Source organism: Pseudomonas sp. HC1(2025) (assembly GCF_058742075.1).
Genome location: NZ_CP196017.1, coordinates 5077258 through 5092324, shown reverse-complemented (window position 1 = coordinate 5092324; position 15067 = coordinate 5077258). Strand labels below are relative to the sequence as shown.

At 61.6% G+C, this 15067-nt stretch carries 14 protein-coding genes; 5 read left to right on the top strand and 9 right to left on the bottom strand.

Features of this window, described 5'->3' with window-relative positions:
- Positions 1–8: 8 nt before the first annotated feature.
- From ybeY to miaB, 3 genes are all read right to left on the bottom strand, one after another.
- Entirely contained in the window at positions 9–467 is a 459-nt protein-coding gene (ybeY, locus tag ACSSVH_RS22815) for an rRNA maturation RNase YbeY (protein ID WP_169951186.1), read from the bottom strand.
- Entirely contained in the window at positions 460–1464 is a 1005-nt protein-coding gene (locus ACSSVH_RS22810; protein WP_169951184.1) for a PhoH family protein, read from the bottom strand. The genes ybeY and ACSSVH_RS22810 overlap by 8 nt, the downstream gene beginning before the upstream one ends.
- Before the next feature lie 237 nt (positions 1465–1701).
- The gene (gene miaB, locus ACSSVH_RS22805; protein ID WP_170041675.1) at positions 1702–3030 is read right to left on the bottom strand and encodes a tRNA (N6-isopentenyl adenosine(37)-C2)-methylthiotransferase MiaB; all 1329 of its coding nucleotides are present in this window, start codon (positions 3028–3030) and stop codon (positions 1702–1704) included.
- Positions 3031–3162: 132 nt separating this feature from the next.
- On the opposite strand from miaB, the gene ACSSVH_RS22800 reads away from it, so the two are divergent.
- The gene (locus tag ACSSVH_RS22800) at positions 3163–3489 is read left to right on the top strand and encodes a DUF1820 family protein (protein ID WP_003215457.1); all 327 of its coding nucleotides are present in this window, start codon (positions 3163–3165) and stop codon (positions 3487–3489) included.
- A gap of 118 nt (positions 3490–3607) precedes the next feature.
- Here the strand turns inward: ACSSVH_RS22800 and ACSSVH_RS22795 are convergent, their stop codons facing one another.
- The 4 genes from ACSSVH_RS22795 to ACSSVH_RS22780 all read right to left on the bottom strand — a co-directional run bounded on the left by ACSSVH_RS22795 (position 3608) and on the right by ACSSVH_RS22780 (position 7128).
- Positions 3608–4162 (bottom strand): tetratricopeptide repeat protein, encoded by a 555-nt coding sequence (locus ACSSVH_RS22795; RefSeq protein WP_492633772.1) that lies wholly within the window; start codon positions 4160–4162, stop codon positions 3608–3610.
- Between the two features lie 225 nt (positions 4163–4387).
- Positions 4388–5671, bottom strand: coding sequence for a glutamate-1-semialdehyde 2,1-aminomutase (hemL, locus tag ACSSVH_RS22790; protein ID WP_169951180.1), 1284 nt, complete (start codon positions 5669–5671; stop codon positions 4388–4390).
- Positions 5672–5688: 17 nt separating this feature from the next.
- The gene (gene thiE / locus ACSSVH_RS22785; RefSeq protein ID WP_170041677.1) at positions 5689–6312 is read right to left on the bottom strand and encodes a thiamine phosphate synthase; all 624 of its coding nucleotides are present in this window, start codon (positions 6310–6312) and stop codon (positions 5689–5691) included.
- An 18-nt stretch (positions 6313–6330) separates the two neighbouring features.
- Positions 6331–7128 (bottom strand): hydroxymethylpyrimidine/phosphomethylpyrimidine kinase, encoded by a 798-nt coding sequence (locus ACSSVH_RS22780; protein WP_492633771.1) that lies wholly within the window; start codon positions 7126–7128, stop codon positions 6331–6333.
- A gap of 287 nt (positions 7129–7415) precedes the next feature.
- On the opposite strand from ACSSVH_RS22780, the gene ACSSVH_RS22775 reads away from it, so the two are divergent.
- The 4 genes from ACSSVH_RS22775 (at position 7416) to ACSSVH_RS22760 (ending at position 13901) form a co-directional block, all read left to right on the top strand.
- Entirely contained in the window at positions 7416–9785 is a 2370-nt protein-coding gene (locus ACSSVH_RS22775) for a hybrid sensor histidine kinase/response regulator (RefSeq protein ID WP_492633770.1), read from the top strand.
- 88 nt (positions 9786–9873) lie between these two features.
- Positions 9874–11523: an acyl-CoA dehydrogenase family protein gene (locus ACSSVH_RS22770; protein WP_492633769.1), complete on the top strand. Its 1650-nt coding sequence runs from the start codon at positions 9874–9876 to the stop codon at positions 11521–11523.
- A 208-nt stretch (positions 11524–11731) separates the two neighbouring features.
- A complete protein-coding gene (gene amn / locus ACSSVH_RS22765) occupies positions 11732–13195 on the top strand; it encodes an AMP nucleosidase (protein WP_029292211.1) in 1464 nt (487 codons plus the stop codon).
- Positions 13196–13265: 70 nt separating this feature from the next.
- A complete protein-coding gene (locus ACSSVH_RS22760; protein ID WP_262376926.1) occupies positions 13266–13901 on the top strand; it encodes a pseudouridine synthase in 636 nt (211 codons plus the stop codon).
- Here ACSSVH_RS22760 and ACSSVH_RS22755 read toward each other — a convergent pair.
- Together ACSSVH_RS22755 and ACSSVH_RS22750 are read right to left on the bottom strand one after the other, a co-directional pair.
- Positions 13896–14105, bottom strand: coding sequence for a DUF2788 domain-containing protein (locus tag ACSSVH_RS22755; protein WP_038448064.1), 210 nt, complete (start codon positions 14103–14105; stop codon positions 13896–13898). The two genes, ACSSVH_RS22760 and ACSSVH_RS22755, sit on opposite strands and share 6 nt — an antisense overlap.
- 227 nt (positions 14106–14332) lie before the next feature.
- Positions 14333–14812, bottom strand: a complete 480-nt coding sequence (locus tag ACSSVH_RS22750; RefSeq protein WP_003176264.1) for an Lrp/AsnC family transcriptional regulator — start codon at positions 14810–14812, stop codon at positions 14333–14335.
- Between the last annotated feature and the right edge of the window lie 255 nt (positions 14813–15067).

Here is a 15067-nt window from a genome sequence, read left to right as displayed (position 1 = left end):
AGTGTCGATTAGTGTTCGTCGTCTGCATAGGGGTCAGGATGACCCAACTCTGCAAGCAACGTTCGTTCCAGTGCTTCCATTTCTTCGGCTTCTTCATCATCTATATGGTCGTAGCCCAACAGATGCAAGCAGCCGTGCATGACCAAATGGGCCCAGTGGGCCTCAAGGGCCTTGCCTTGTTCTTGCGCCTCGCGCTCCACCACGGCGACGCAGATCACCAGGTCACCCAGCAGCGGGATATCCAGCAGTTCGTCCGGTACATCGGCGGGGAACGACAGCACATTGGTTGCGTAGTCTTTCTGGCGCCAGGTGTGATTCAGCTCGCGGCCTTCAGGTTCGTCCACCAGACGGATGGTCAGTTCCGAGTCAGCGCTGCGCTGGCGCAGGGCCAGTGCGCACCATTGGCGGAACTGCGCTTCGCTGGGGGCTGGCGCTTCGGTGGCCAGTTGCAGGTCAAGCTCAAGCATCGCGGCGGTTGTCCTTCGACAGGCCGTCGTCGCGGTGTTCGAAACGCTCGTAGGCCTCGACAATGCGCTGTACCAACGGGTGACGCACCACGTCCTTGGGCATGAAGTGGGTAAAGCTGATCCCCGGCACGTCCTTGAGCACCTCGATTACTTGGCCCAGGCCCGACTTGGTGCCCTTGGGCAGGTCGACCTGGGTGATATCGCCGGTGATCACGGCCGTGGAGCCGAAACCGATGCGCGTCAGGAACATCTTCATCTGTTCGACCGTGGTGTTCTGGCTTTCGTCGAGGATGATGAAGCTGTTGTTCAACGTGCGGCCGCGCATATAGGCCAGCGGGGCGATCTCGATCACCTGGCGCTCGATCAGCTTGGCCACGTATTCGAAGCCGAGCATTTCATACAGTGCGTCGTACAGCGGGCGCAGGTACGGGTCGATCTTCTGGGCCAGGTCGCCGGGCAGAAAGCCCAGTTTCTCGCCCGCTTCCACCGCCGGGCGCACCAACAGGATGCGTCGCACCTGTTCGCGCTCCAGGGCGTCTACCGCACAGGCCACGGCCAGGTAGGTCTTGCCGGTACCGGCCGGGCCGATGCCGAAGTTGATGTCGTTGCCGAGGATTTCCTTGACGTACTTCTGCTGATTCAAGCCCCGTGGGCGAATCATGCCTTTTTTGGTACGCAGCGCCACGCTGGCTTCGGCCACCGGGTTGTTGGCCAGGTCTTCCACGGCCGATTCCTGCAGGTACAGGTGCACCGTTTCCGGCGACAGCTCGCTACCCTTGGTCTCGCGGTAGAGGCGACGCAGCAGGTTTTCTGCAGACGTGGTGTGCTGGGGTTCACCAATAAGCTCGAACTGGTTGCCGCGGTTGCGGATCTCGATGCTCAGGCGTTGTTCGATCAGGCGCAGGTGCTCGTCGAACTGTCCGCACAGATTGGCGAAACGACGAGCCTCAAACGGCTCGAGGAGGAAACGATGGGGTTCTGCTATGGGTGCGTTCAAGGTTGCTTTTAGCCGCCCTTTGGCTGTTTAGGTGAAATAGAGGATAACGCCAGCTGCCGGTGTGCGAAAGCACTTAAATGGACGGGCTTGGCTCTCAGGAACAACGAAGATCCACTGTGGGAGCTGGCTTGCCTGCGATAGGGCCGCCCCGTTCGAAAGAGATACTGCCTGTTACATCGCTATCGCAGGCAAGCCAGCTCCCACATTTGATCTGCATTTGCCTTCGGATCTGCTCCGTCAGTTGATCAGCGAGCCGCGCAGCGAGTGCGGTTGCGCCGCGTCGATGTGCACGTCGGCGAACTGGCCGATCAGCGTCGGGTTATCACAGCGGAAGTTGACGATCCGGTTGTTCTCGGTGCGCCCCTGCAACTCGCCCGGGTCTTTCTTCGAGTAATCGGTGACCAGGATACGCTGGGTCGAACCGACCATCTGTCGGCTGATCTCGAAGCCTTGCTGGTTGAGGCGATGTTGCAGCGCGTTCAGGCGCTCCTTTTTCAGCTCCTCCGGGGTTTCGTCGACCAGGTCGGCAGCCGGAGTGCCGGGGCGCTGGCTGTAGACGAAGGAGTAGGAGAAGTCGAAACCGACGTCTTCAATCAGCTTCATGGTCTGCTGGAAGTCTTTCTCGGTCTCGCCGGGGAACCCAACGATAAAGTCCGAGCTGATGCAGATGCCCGGCACGGCGGCGCGCAGTTTGCGCAACTTGGACTTGTACTCCAGCGCCGTGTGGTTGCGCTTCATCGCCGAAAGGATACGGTCCGAACCCGATTGCACCGGCAAGTGCAGGTGCTTGACCAGCTCCGGCACTTCGGCGTGGGCCTGGATCAGGCTGTCGGAGAACTCCAGCGGGTGCGAGGTGGTGTAGCGAATCCGCTCGATGCCATCTACCGCCGCAACCACGCGAATCAGCTCGGCCAGGTCCGCCAGGCGCCCATCGTGGGTCTGGCCGCGGTAGCCGTTGACGTTCTGCCCCAGCAGGGTCACTTCACGCACGCCGTTTTCGGCCAGGTGGATGATTTCTGCAAGCACATCGTCGAACGGCCGGCTGACTTCTTCGCCACGGGTATAAGGCACCACGCAGAAGGTGCAGTACTTGCTGCAACCTTCCATCACCGACACATAGGCGCTGGGGCCGTCGATGCGTGGCTCGGGCAAATGGTCGAATTTTTCGATTTCCGGGAACGAGACGTCCACCTGCGGCAGCTTGGTGATACGCGCAGCGTCGATCATTTCCGGCAGGCGGTGCAGGGTCTGCGGGCCGAAGACCACGTCGACGTAGGGCGCGCGGTCACGAATGGCGGCGCCTTCCTGGCTGGCCACGCAACCGCCGACGGCGATTACCATGTCCGGGTTGGCCAGTTTCAGTTCGCGCCAGCGGCCCAGCTGCGAGTAGACCCGGTCCTGGGCCCGTTCGCGGATCGAGCAGGTATTGAGCAGGATCACGTCGGCATCTTCGGCGCGAGCCGTGACTTCCAGGGCCTGATGTTCACCCAGCAGATCGACCATGCGCGAGCTGTCGTACTCGTTCATCTGGCAACCGTGGGTTTCGATGTAAAGCTTCTTGGCCATGGGAATCGTCAACTGGTGGTAAAGAACCGCGCATTATAGGGGGCATGCCCATTGGTTCCTAGCACTGTGCATCGGGTGCCATGCTATAGTTCGCGCCCTCATTTATATCCGCCGATGTGCTGCCCGCCCCCCATGACCAAACGTGAAGCTCCAATCTACAAGGTGATTTTCCTTAACCAGGGCCAGGTGTTCGAAATGTACGCCAAGCAGATCTATCAAAGTGATCTGTGGGGCTTCCTGGAAGTGGAAGAGTTCGTCTTTGGCGAGCGCACGCAACTGGTCGTCGATCCGGGCGAGGAAAAGCTCAAGGCCCAGTTCGAAGGCGTGGTGCGCAGTTTTGTGCCGATGCATTCGATTGTGCGTATCGATGAAGTCGAACGCTTGGGTACGCCGAAGATCAGCGAAGCGCGGGGCATGAGCAATGTCATGCCGTTTCCGATGCCGATGCCTGAGAAGTAGGCTTTTAGACCGCGTCGCGCCCATCCCAGGCAAGCCAGCTCGCACATTTTGATTTGTGAACGCATTCAAATGTGGGAGCTGGCTTGCCTGCGATGACGTCAGAAGGGTTTAGACAACCTCAAGGCAGCGGCGAAAAGGGCGAACGCCCATCCGCACTCTGCAATTCCTGCAAGTAATTGCGGAAAATCTGCCCCAGCACCTGGGTCGCCACTTCCAGCTCATCACGCTGCATGTGCTCGGCCACTTCGTCAGCGGTGTCGAGGGCATCCTCGGCGCCGTTGACCGCCGCCATCTTCAGCACGATATACGCCTGCACGTTATTGGCCGGCACGCCTTCGCCGTGGAAGAACATGCTGCCCAGCTTGAACTGCGCCTGGGCGTGGCCCTGCAACGAGGCTTTCTCGAAGAAGCTCAGGGCTTTGTTCAGGTCGCGGGCAGGGTTTTTGTCGTCGTAGAAGAATTCGCCCAACTCGTATTGCGCCTGCGCATCCCCGCTATCGGCCAGGGCCTGGCAGGCGCTCAGCGCCTCGGCCTGGCTGTCGGGCTGAGTATTGAGGGTGCAACGACCCATCGCTGGGATCAACAACGAGTTGCCGCCCGCTTGTGCATGTGCAAGCAGCGGTTGAAGGAGCAACAGGCAGCCCAGAACCAGGGTGCGGCCGGTGCGTTTCATGGGAATCGACTTACCTCTGACGGGGCGCGTGGAGCCACGTGGGGATCCAATAAGCGCGCATTATGAAATAAGCAGGCCTCTGCTTACAAAGTCTTTACTCGTTTTTCTGCTGCGTGGGCAAGTTATCTGCCGGATTGCAGGTGATTTCTCGAAAAAACGAGGAAATTTCTGTAAGCAAGGTAGCAAATCTGACGCCACCAGGGGCGGCGTCAGGTTGTGGCTGTCTTACTTCAAAGCGGCGAAGGCACGCTCGGCAGCATCCAGGGTCAGTTTCAGCTCGGCTTCGCCATGGGCGATGGAGGTGAAACCGGCCTCGAAGGCACTCGGTGCCAGGTACACACCGCCTTCGAGCATCAGGTGGAAGAAGCGCTTGAACAGGTTGGCATCGCTGCCCATCACATCGTCAAAGGTGACGATATCGTCGGCGCCGCTGAAATACAGGCCGAACATGCCGCCGGCCTGGGTGGTGACGAACGGGATGCCCGCCGCATCGGCGCGTTGTTGCAGGCCGTCCAACAGGCGGGTGGTGTAGTCGCTCAGTTCGGCATGGAAGCCCGGGCGGCTGATCAGGCGCAGGGTGGTCAGGCCGGCGGCCATGGCCAGCGGGTTACCGGACAGGGTGCCAGCCTGGTAGACCGGGCCCAGTGGCGCGATGTGCTGCATGATCTCGCGCTTGCCGCCGAAGCAGCCTACCGGCATGCCGCCGCCGATGATTTTGCCGAAGGTGCTGAGGTCCGGCGTTACACCGTAGTGAGCCTGGGCGCCGCCGAGGGCGACGCGAAAACCGGTCATCACTTCGTCGAAGATCAACACCACGCCGTGCTTGTCGCACTGCTCACGCAGACCTTCGAGGAATCCCGGGGCCGGTGGCACGCAGTTCATGTTGCCGGCCACCGGCTCGACGATGATGCACGCCACCTCCTGACCGACTTCGCTGAGCATCTGCTCGACGGCGCCGATGTCATTGAACGGCAGGGTCAGGGTGTGCTTGGCAAACGCTGCTGGCACGCCCGCCGAACTCGGTACGCCCTGGGTCAGCAGGCCGGAGCCGGCCTTGACCAGCAGGCTGTCGGAGTGGCCGTGGTAGCAGCCTTCGAACTTGATGATGCTGTCGCGGCCGGTGAACCCACGGGCCAGGCGAATCGCGCTCATGGTCGCTTCAGTACCGGAGCTGACCATGCGCACCATCTCCATCGACGGCACGATCGAACACACCAGGTCCGCCATCTCGGTTTCCATGGCGGTGGGTGCGCCATACGACAAACCATGCTCCAACTGCTTGCGCACCGCGTCCAGCACGTCGGGATGGCTGTGGCCGAGGATCATCGGGCCCCAGGAACCGACGTAGTCCACGTAGCGCTTGTCATCTTCGTCGGTGACGTAGGCGCCTTCGGCGTGCTTGAAGAACAGCGGCGTGCCGCCGACGCTCTTGAACGCACGCACGGGGGAGTTCACACCACCGGGGATGTGTTTCTGGGCATTGGCAAACAACGTTTCGGAACGAGACATGGGCAGGCTCTCTGAATTCAGGATTTGAGGAGTTCGTTGAAGGCGCGGGCGCGGCGCGTCACTTCCTGGGTGCTGTCGGCACCGAACAGGCCGTGGACCACCGCCAGCAGATCGGCGCCGTGCTCCACCAGGGGCGCGGCGTTTTCCAGGGTGATGCCGCCGATCACGCAGATCGGCAGCTGCAAGCGGGCGCGGGCCTGGGCGAGCATTTCAACGGTGGCCGCGGGCGCGCCGGGCTTGGTCGTGGAGTTGAAGAAACGGCCAAAGGCAACATAGCTGGCGCCTTCGCGCGCGGCTTGTTCGGCCAGTTCGATCTGGCTGTGGCAGGTGGAACCGATGATGGCATTGCGCCCGAGCAGCGCCCGGGCCGGTGTCAGCGGGCCGTCGGTCTGGCCCAGGTGGACGCCGACGCCAAGGCGCGCGGCCAGTTCGGCATCGTCATTGATGATCAACTGGGTCTTGTAGCGCGCGCACAGTTCACGCAGGGCCTCGGCTTCGCGCAGGCGACGGGCCTCGTCGCTGCTTTTGTCGCGGTATTGCAGCAAGGTCACGCCGCCTTCCAGCGCGGCCTCGACGTAGGACAGGAACTTACCGGCCAATAGTTGGCTGTCGGTAATGGCATACAGGCCACGTAATTTCATCGAGCAGGCCCCTTGGTGTTACGAACAGAAATCCAGTGGCAGGCGCCGCGGCACAAATTGCCCCTGGCCCAATTGTTCGGCGTCCCGCAGGGTGCGCCAGGTGTAGTTGAGTGCCGACTCCACGGCGCTGGCCAGGCCTTCGCCCTGGGCCAGGCGGCCGGCCAGGGCGCTTGCCAGGGTGCAGCCGGAGCCATGATAGCTACCGGGCAGGCGCTGGCAGGTGAAGGTGCGGCGCGTGCCGTCGCGGCTGTACAGGCGATTGTGCACTTCATGCTCGTCGCCGTGGCCACCGGTGATCAACAGGTGCTTGATAAACGGCAGCAGCTTTTCGGCGCATTCGTCTGCCGTGCCTTCGGGCAGTTCGGCGAGGATGCGTGCTTCAGGCAGGTTGGGCGTGGCGATCAGCGACAACGGCAACAGCCGCTCGCGCATCGCATAACCGACCTCATCCTTGCCCAGGCTGCCGCCGCCACCGGCGCGCAGCACCGGGTCGCAAACCACCGGCAGGTGCGGCTGCTGCTGGAGCAGTTCGACCACGGTATCGACCATCACGGTGGAGCCGAGCATGCCCAGCTTGACCGCCGCCACTTGCGAGTCGTCGAGCACGGCATTGGCCTGGGCCAATACCCACTCGCGGTCGAGCACGCGAAAATCACTGACATTGACGGTATTCTGCACGGTCAGCGCGGTCACGGCCGGGGCCGCATGACAGCCTTGGGCGAGCAGGGCTTCGATATCTGCCTGCAAGCCGGCGCCACCACTGGGATCATGGCCGGAGAGACAGAGGACAACGGGGCGGGAGCTGTAGATATTCATGGTGCGCGAGCTTACCACCAAACGCTTTTTGCGTGGCTGTCGGGCAGTGCTTGTATTTTACGCCGGAGCACGCGCAAAAATGGCTATAAGCCATCATTTATTTGTGGGCGATTGAACGCTGAAAGCCCCGTCCTAGAGCCTTTCAAAAAATTATTTCAATGGTGTCTTTTGGCCTTTACCGGCTATGCTAGAGTGGATCCAAACAACTTAAATGTATCGCCGGTGTACGTCATCTCAAAAGGAATGGGGGGCTTTTGACATAACCGGACAGGCCACGCTGGGGCTCTATGCGCTATTTGCTGATGTTTCTCTTGTGCGGGCTGCCGATGCTGGCCGGCGCCGTCGAGTTCAATGAAACCACCCGCAGCCTTCCCCTCGGCCGGATCATGCAAGTCCTCGAAGATCCCAGTGGCAGCGTCACTATCGCCGATGCCCGTTCCGCGGCACTGGCCAACCGCTACACCCGCCATGATAAAGACACCCTCAATGCCGGCTATTCACGCTCGGCGTTCTGGCTCAAGGTCGACCTGTATTACCTGCCCAAGGATCCCCACGCCCAGCGCACCTGGCTGCTGGAACTGGCCTATCCGCCCCTGGATCATCTTGAGTTGTACGTGCCCGATGGCGCCGGTGGCTACCGCCTGGCCGGGCGCACCGGGGATGCATTGCCGTTTGCCAGCCGGGAAATCCGCCAGAACAACTACCTGTTCAATGTCGATTTCAAGGCGGGCGAGGAGAAGACCCTCTATCTGCGCCTGCAAAGCGAAGGCTCGATCCAGGCCCCGTTGACCCTATGGTCGAGCACCGCCTACCTGGAAGACCAGCCGCTGCGCCTGTATGTGCTGGGCCTGATCTACGGTGTGCTGCTGGGGATGCTGGTATACAACCTGTTCATCTACCTCAGCGTGCGCGATACCAGCTACCTCTATTACATCCTTTATATCGCCTCGTTCGGCATGTACCAGCTTTCGGTGAATGGCGCGGCGGTGGAGTATTTCTGGCCGGACAACCCCTGGTGGGCTAATGCGGCGACACCGTTCCTGATCGGCGCGTCGGCATTGTTTGGCAGCCTGTTTGCCCGCAGCTTCCTGCATATCGCCCTCTATAGTCGCTGGGTGGACCGGCTGCTGCTGGTGCTGGTGGGCACGGGGGCGGTGGTGATGGTGTTGTCGCTGATGACCAGCTATGCCCTGGCCCTGCGCCTGGCGACCGCGCTGGCGCTGATTTTCACCGTGACCATCTTTGTCGCCGGGATCAGGGCCTGGTGCTGTGGCCAGCGCGTGGCGCGGTATTTCATCATCGCCTGGTCGGCGTTCCTGATCGGCGGGGTGGTCAACACGATGATGGTGTTGGGCTACCTGCCCAATGTGTTTCTCACCATGTACTCCAGCCAGATCGGCTCGTCCATCGAAGTCGCCCTGTTGTCCCTGGCCCTGGCCGACCGGATCAACGCGATGCGCGAACAGCAGGCGCAAATCCTGTTTGATGCCAGCCAGAAACTGGAAGTGCTCAACCAGCAACTGGCCCACAGCAACCAGTTGAAAGACGAATTCCTCGCGACCCTGACCCATGAACTGCGCACGCCGATGAACGGGGTGATTGGTTCACTGGAACTGATGCAGACCGAGCCCCTGGCCGGCGACCTCGCGCAGTACCAGCAAACCGCCGCCGGCTCGGCGCGGGACATGATGCGCATGGTCAACGGCATCCTCACCCTCACCGAGCTGCAGGCCGGCCGCCTTAGCGCGCAGCCGCAGGTGTTCAGCCTGCGCGGGGTGCTCGATACCTTGCGCCAGCAGTTCCTGGGTAATGCCCAGGGCAAGGGCCTGGAGTTTTCCATTGATGTGGCGGGCGAGTTGCCCGATCGCCTGGAGGGCGATGCTGGCAAACTGATGCAGTGCCTGGAATGCCTGCTGGATAACGCGTTCAAGTTCACCCACGAAGGTGCCGTGCGCGTACGTGTGGTGGGGGTGCCCCGGGCTGATGGCCATTTGCATCTGACCTTTATCGTCACTGACTCCGGGATTGGCTTTGCGCAGTTGGATGAGGCGACCCTGTATCAGCGTTTCTTCCAGGTGGATGGCTCGACCACCCGCGAATACGGCGGCCTGGGTATTGGCCTGGCAATCTGCCGGCAGTTGATCGAATTGCTCGGTGGGCGCCTGACCCATCATTCCGAACCGCGCAAAGGCAGCCGTTTCCAGCTGGAGGTGGCGGTTATCGCGGTGCCGCCGGAGCCGTCCCGGGCCGTGGAACTGCACCGCGCGCCACAGGACTGCACGGTACTGCTGGTGGACGACAACAGCGTCTCGCAATTGGTCTTGCGCGGCATGTTGCTCAAGTTGGGCTACCGGGTAAAAGTGGCCGACAGCGGCCCCGTAGCCCTGGCGATGCTGCAGGAAGGGGCGTTTGATGCGGTGCTGCTGGATGTGCCCGAGGACGGCTTCTCCCTGTGTTGCCAGGTCCGCGCCTTGCCAGGCTGCGCTGAGCTGCCGGTGATCGCCTTGAGCGACTCCCTGCAAGGCAGCGCGCGCCAGCATTGTCATGGCATCGGCTTGACCGAGCAGTTACTCAAGCCGGTGCGTTTCGAGCTGTTGCAGGCGGTCTTGCAGCGGCGCCTGCTGTGCCCGCTAGAGGGTGAAAGCGCCGGCAGTTAGGCGCATATGCCACTTTTTTAAGGGTGGTGACGATGCTTAACTGAATTCAAGGCCCCAATGAACGTGGCCTTTTATCAGGAGGCCCGTCATGAATCTGCACCAGTTCGCCGAAACCCACGACGTTACCAACCAGCCGCCGTCCCTGGACGGCGCCAATCTGTATCGCCTCGACCTGCCCTTGCAAGAGTGGTCGCGGCGCTTCGGGGCGGGCTGGGCCGAAGCGCGTATCGATACCTACGGCGCCTTGGCAGGCGGGCCGCTGATGGAGGCGGGGTTCCTGGCGAATCAGAACAAGCCAGTGTTCAGCAGCCATGATCGCTATGGTCACCGCATTGACCTGGTGGAGTTTCATCCGGCCTATCACGAGCTGATGCGCACCGCCGTTGAACATGGCCTGCCGTCGTTGCCCTGGGCCCATCCGCAGCCTGGCGCGCATGTTGCCCGTGCGACCATGACCTACCTGCACAGCCAGGCCGAAGCCGGCACCGGTTGCCCGCTGACCATGACCTTCGCCTGCGTGCCGGCCCTGCGCCTACAGCCAGACCTGGCTGATAGCTGGCTGCCAAAAATCCTCAACACCGAATATGACCCGCGCAATGTCGGCATCGCCCACAAGGCCGGCGCAACCATCGGCATGGCCATGACCGAGAAGCAGGGCGGCACCGATGTGCGCGCCAACACCACCCGCGCTTATCCCGTGGGCGCCGGCGGCCCTGGCCAGCCCTATGAGCTGGTAGGCCACAAGTGGTTCTGCTCGGCACCGATGTGCGATGCCTTCCTGACCTTGGCCCAGACTGACAAGGGCCTGACCTGCTTCCTACTGCCAAGACAGCGTCCGGATGACACGCGCAACCAGTTCTATATCCAGCGCCTGAAAAACAAGCTCGGCAATTGCTCCAACGCCTCCAGCGAAGTCGAATTCCGCGGGGCCCTGGCGTGGATGGTCGGCGAAGAAGGCCGTGGGGTGCCGACCATTATCGAGATGGTGGCCATGACCCGGTTCGATTGCATGGTCGGTTCCAGCTCCTTGATGCGCCAGGCGCTGACCCAGGCCAGCCATCATTGCGCTCATCGGTTGGTCGGTGGCCGCGTGCTCAGTGAGCAACCGTTGATGCAAAACGTGCTGGCCGACCTGGCCCTGGAAAGCGAGGCGGCCCTGGCCTTGAGCCTGCGCATGGGGCGGGCGCTGGATCATCTGGATGATGAGCAGGAGGCCAAGTTCGCGCGGTTGGTGACGGCGGTGGGCAAGTATTGGATCTGCAAACGTGCCCCGGCGATGATCAACGAAGCCGCCGAATGCATGGGCGGCGCCGGGTATGTCGAGGACAGCATCCTGCCGCGCCTGTACCGTGAGGCGCCGGTCAATTCGACGTGGGAAGGTTCTGGCAACGTGCAATGCCTGGACGTGCTGCGGGCCTTGTCGAAAGAGCCGGGCGTGCTGGAAACATTGTTTGTCGAGTTGGGCGACGGGCATGGCGATAAACGCCTGGCTCGGCATATCGAGCAGTTGAAATCGGCGTTTATGGACACCCAGGACATCCAGTACCGGGCGCGACAGCTGACCGAGGACATTGCCGTGGCGTTGCAGGCCAAGTTGTTGCTGGAGGCGGGCAATGCCAGTGTCAGCGATGGATTTATAGCCAGCCGCCTGGGTGAGTCGTCGGGGCGGGTATACGGCACCTTGCCACGGGGTGTGGATGTGCAGGCCATCGTCGCCCGCTCAACCCCGTCTCTCTGAATAAACCCGGTAAAAAATGTGGGAGCTGGCTTGCCTGCGATAGCGCTGGGTCAGCTACCTATGTATTGGCTGACCCGCCGCCATCGCAGGCAAGCCAGCTCCCACAGAGATTGCATTGATCTTGAGTGGGCGTGCCAATTCAGAGTTTGCGTCTGGCGTCGATGCAGGCAAGATGACCTCCTGCATGTAAGAAAACAGGAAGCCTACCGTGACCGAAGCTTTTGTTGTCGTTCAAACCGCCGAAGAGGCCGTGGACCGGCTGGCGGCTCTGCATGAGCGTGCCACTGGCGCGCTCAACCAGGCTCTCAAGCAATACCTCAAGGATCGCGTCGAGCCCGACGCCGCACAACGTGCGCTGTTTCGTTACCCGGAACTGCGCCTGACCTACCACTGCCACGGCGAAGTCCCACAGACCACTCGCGCTTACGCCAAGGTGCAGTTGCCGGGTACCTACAGCGTCACCGTCACCCATCCGGCGGCGTTCCGTAAATACTTGCTGGAACAACTGGTGCCGCTGATGCACGACTTCACCGTGACGGTGGAAGTGGGCGTCAGCCAGCAGAACATCCCTTATCCATACGTGGTGGAGCAGGGCGACGAACTGGCTGGCTCCGGGGTGACCGCCGCGACCCTGGCGCGGGTATTCCCCAGCACTGACCTGTCCGCCGCCACCGATGGCATCGCCGATGGCCTGTATGACTGGGAAAACACCGACCCACTGCCCCTGGCGCTGTTCGATGCGGCCCGCGTGGATTTCTCCCTACGCCGCCTGGTGCACTACACCGGCAGCGATTGGCGCCATGTGCAGCCGTGGATTCTGCTGACCAACTACCACCGCTATGTCGACCAGTTCATCGTCCATGGCCTGGAGCAGTTGCGCAGCGACCCACGCTTTATCCGCATGGTGCTGCCGGGCAACGTGATCATCGAAAAAGGCATGGACCATGGCGAAGCGTCTGCCATTGCCGCAGGCGTGGTCTGGCACCGTTATCAGATGCCGGCCTACCACTTGCAGGCCAGCGATGGCCACGGCGTGACCCTGGTCAACATCGGTGTCGGTCCGTCCAATGCCAAGAACATCACCGACCACCTGGCGGTGCTGCGTCCCCATTGCTGGTTGATGATTGGCCACTGTGGCGGCCTGCGCCAATCCCAGACCATCGGCGACTATGTGCTGGCCCACGCTTATATGCGGCGTGATGGCATTCTCGACCGCGTGGTGCCGCCGAACATCCCGATCCCGGCCCTGGCCGAAGTGCAGATGGCGTTGCAACAAGCGGCGGCCAACGTCACTGGCGAGAAGGGCGAAGAGCTGAAAAAACGCCTGCGCACCGGCACCGTATTGACCTACGACGACCGCAACTGGGAACTGCGCTGGGCTCAGGAGCGGCCGCTGATCAACCTGTCCCGCGCGGTGGCCGTGGATATGGAAAGCGGCACCATCGCCGCGCAAGGCTACCGCTTGCGGGTGCCTTACGGCACGTTGCTGTGTGTGTCGGACAAGCCGTTGCACAGTGAAATCAAGTTGCCTGGTTCGGCCAACGCGTTCTATGAGCGGGCCGTGAGCCAGCACCTGAAGATCGGCATCGAGGCGGTGGACTTGTTGCGCACCGAGCTCAACTCGTTGCATTCGCGCAAGCTGCGCAGCTTTGACGAGCCGCCGTTCCGCTAAATAGCGGGGTGGTTATTTAACGGTCAGGCCACTAGCATGGTCGGTCCTGACCGTTAGATATTCCGTTGCCATGTCCCGTCCGCCCCGTCCCGACTCGCGCCGCCCTGGCGTGAAACCTCCCCATGTCGCTGCTCGCCGTGTCGCCAAGGCGCCGCCGGCCGAGCCGAAGTTGATCCTGTTCAACAAACCTTTCGACGTGCTGACCCAGTTCAGTGACGAAGGCGGGCGCGCGACCCTCAAGGACTTCATCGATATCCCGGGCATCTATCCGGCCGGGCGCCTGGATCGGGACAGCGAAGGCCTGTTGCTGCTGACCAATGATGGCCAGTTGCAGGCGCGGATTGCCGATCCCAAGCACAAACTGGCGAAAACTTATTGGGTGCAAGTAGAGGGCGAGCCCACCGAGGAGCATCTGCAACGCTTGCGCGCGGGGGTGGAGTTGAATGACGGCATGACCTTGCCGGCTGAAGCCCGTCGACTGGACGAGCCGGCGCTATGGCCACGCAACCCGCCGGTACGCTTTCGTAAAAACCTGCCGACCTATTGGCTGGAACTGGTGATCCGCGAGGGGCGCAACCGTCAGGTGCGGCGCATGACCGCCGCCGTGGGTTTGCCGACGCTGCGCCTGGTGCGGGTGAAAATCGGCGACTGGTCGATTGAAGGCCTGGGCCAAGGCCAGTACCGCGAAGTGCCGGCGCGCTTATAAAGCCCCGGACTCGATCAGGCCGATGACCACGCTCTTGATGATAAACGCGGCCACGCCCAGGCCCAGCACGAAGAACAGAATCAGCGAGCCAAAGCGCCCGGCCTTGGACTTCTTCGCCAGGTCCCAGACGATAAAGCCCATGAAAATGATCAGGAGGGTGACCAGGCCGGTCATCATCCACTCTTCAAACAGCACGGGGTCAATCGAATTCATTGGGCAGTTTCCGACAAAGGCAGGCGCGAAGTATAAGGCAAGGCGGCAGGTGCAACGTTGACCTGCGTCGGTGCGTCGCACCCAGGTGTCACTGCCTGAGCGCGCTCAAAATGTGGGAGCTGGCTTGCCTGCGATAGCGGACTGTCAGCTGGCATATCAGCGACTGAAATTTCGCTATCGCAGGCAAGCCAGCTCCTACATGGGGTTAGTGGTGAGTCTTAGGTGCGCAGGTGAGTCAACGGCAACTCGGTGCTGTTGAGCACCTGGTTCAGCACAAAGCTGGAGCGCACGCTGGTCACGCCTTCGATCCGGGTCAGGTGGCCCAGCAGCAGTTTTTGATAGTGATCCATGTCCGGCACCACCACCTTCAACTGGTAGTCGGCATCCATCCCGGTGACCAGGCTGCACTCCAGCACCTGCGGCAAGGTGCGGATCGCCGCTTCAAAGTTCTCGAAACGCTCGGGTGTGTGTCGGTCCATGCCGATCAATACGTAGGCCGTCAGGCTCAGGCCGAGCATCTTGCGGTCGAGCAGGGCGACCTGGCGTGAGATGTAGCCGTCGTCTTCCAATTGCTTGACCCGGCGCGAGCAGGGTGACGGCGACAGGCCAATCCGCTCGGCCAGCTCCTGGTTGGAGATCCTCGCGTCGCGCTGTAATTCCGCCAAAATACTCAGGTCGTATCGGTCAAGTTTGCTCATGGGGCTGGCCTTTGTCATAACTATTGCTGCGAATTATCTATCCAGGGTTAAAAATTGCGCAAGCACTGTTTATTGACGCAATCTTCGCAATCATCTGCCGGCGCCTCACGCCTATGATTACCAACAGAATCACTGCCCGGACATAGAGTCCACTGCAGCCCGCCCAATCAGGCCGGCTGCGGCCCGCCAACCCCACCGGGTTGCGCCGGCCCCCGGGCTGCACACTGTCCACAAGACGGCGTGAGGTGAGCCAAC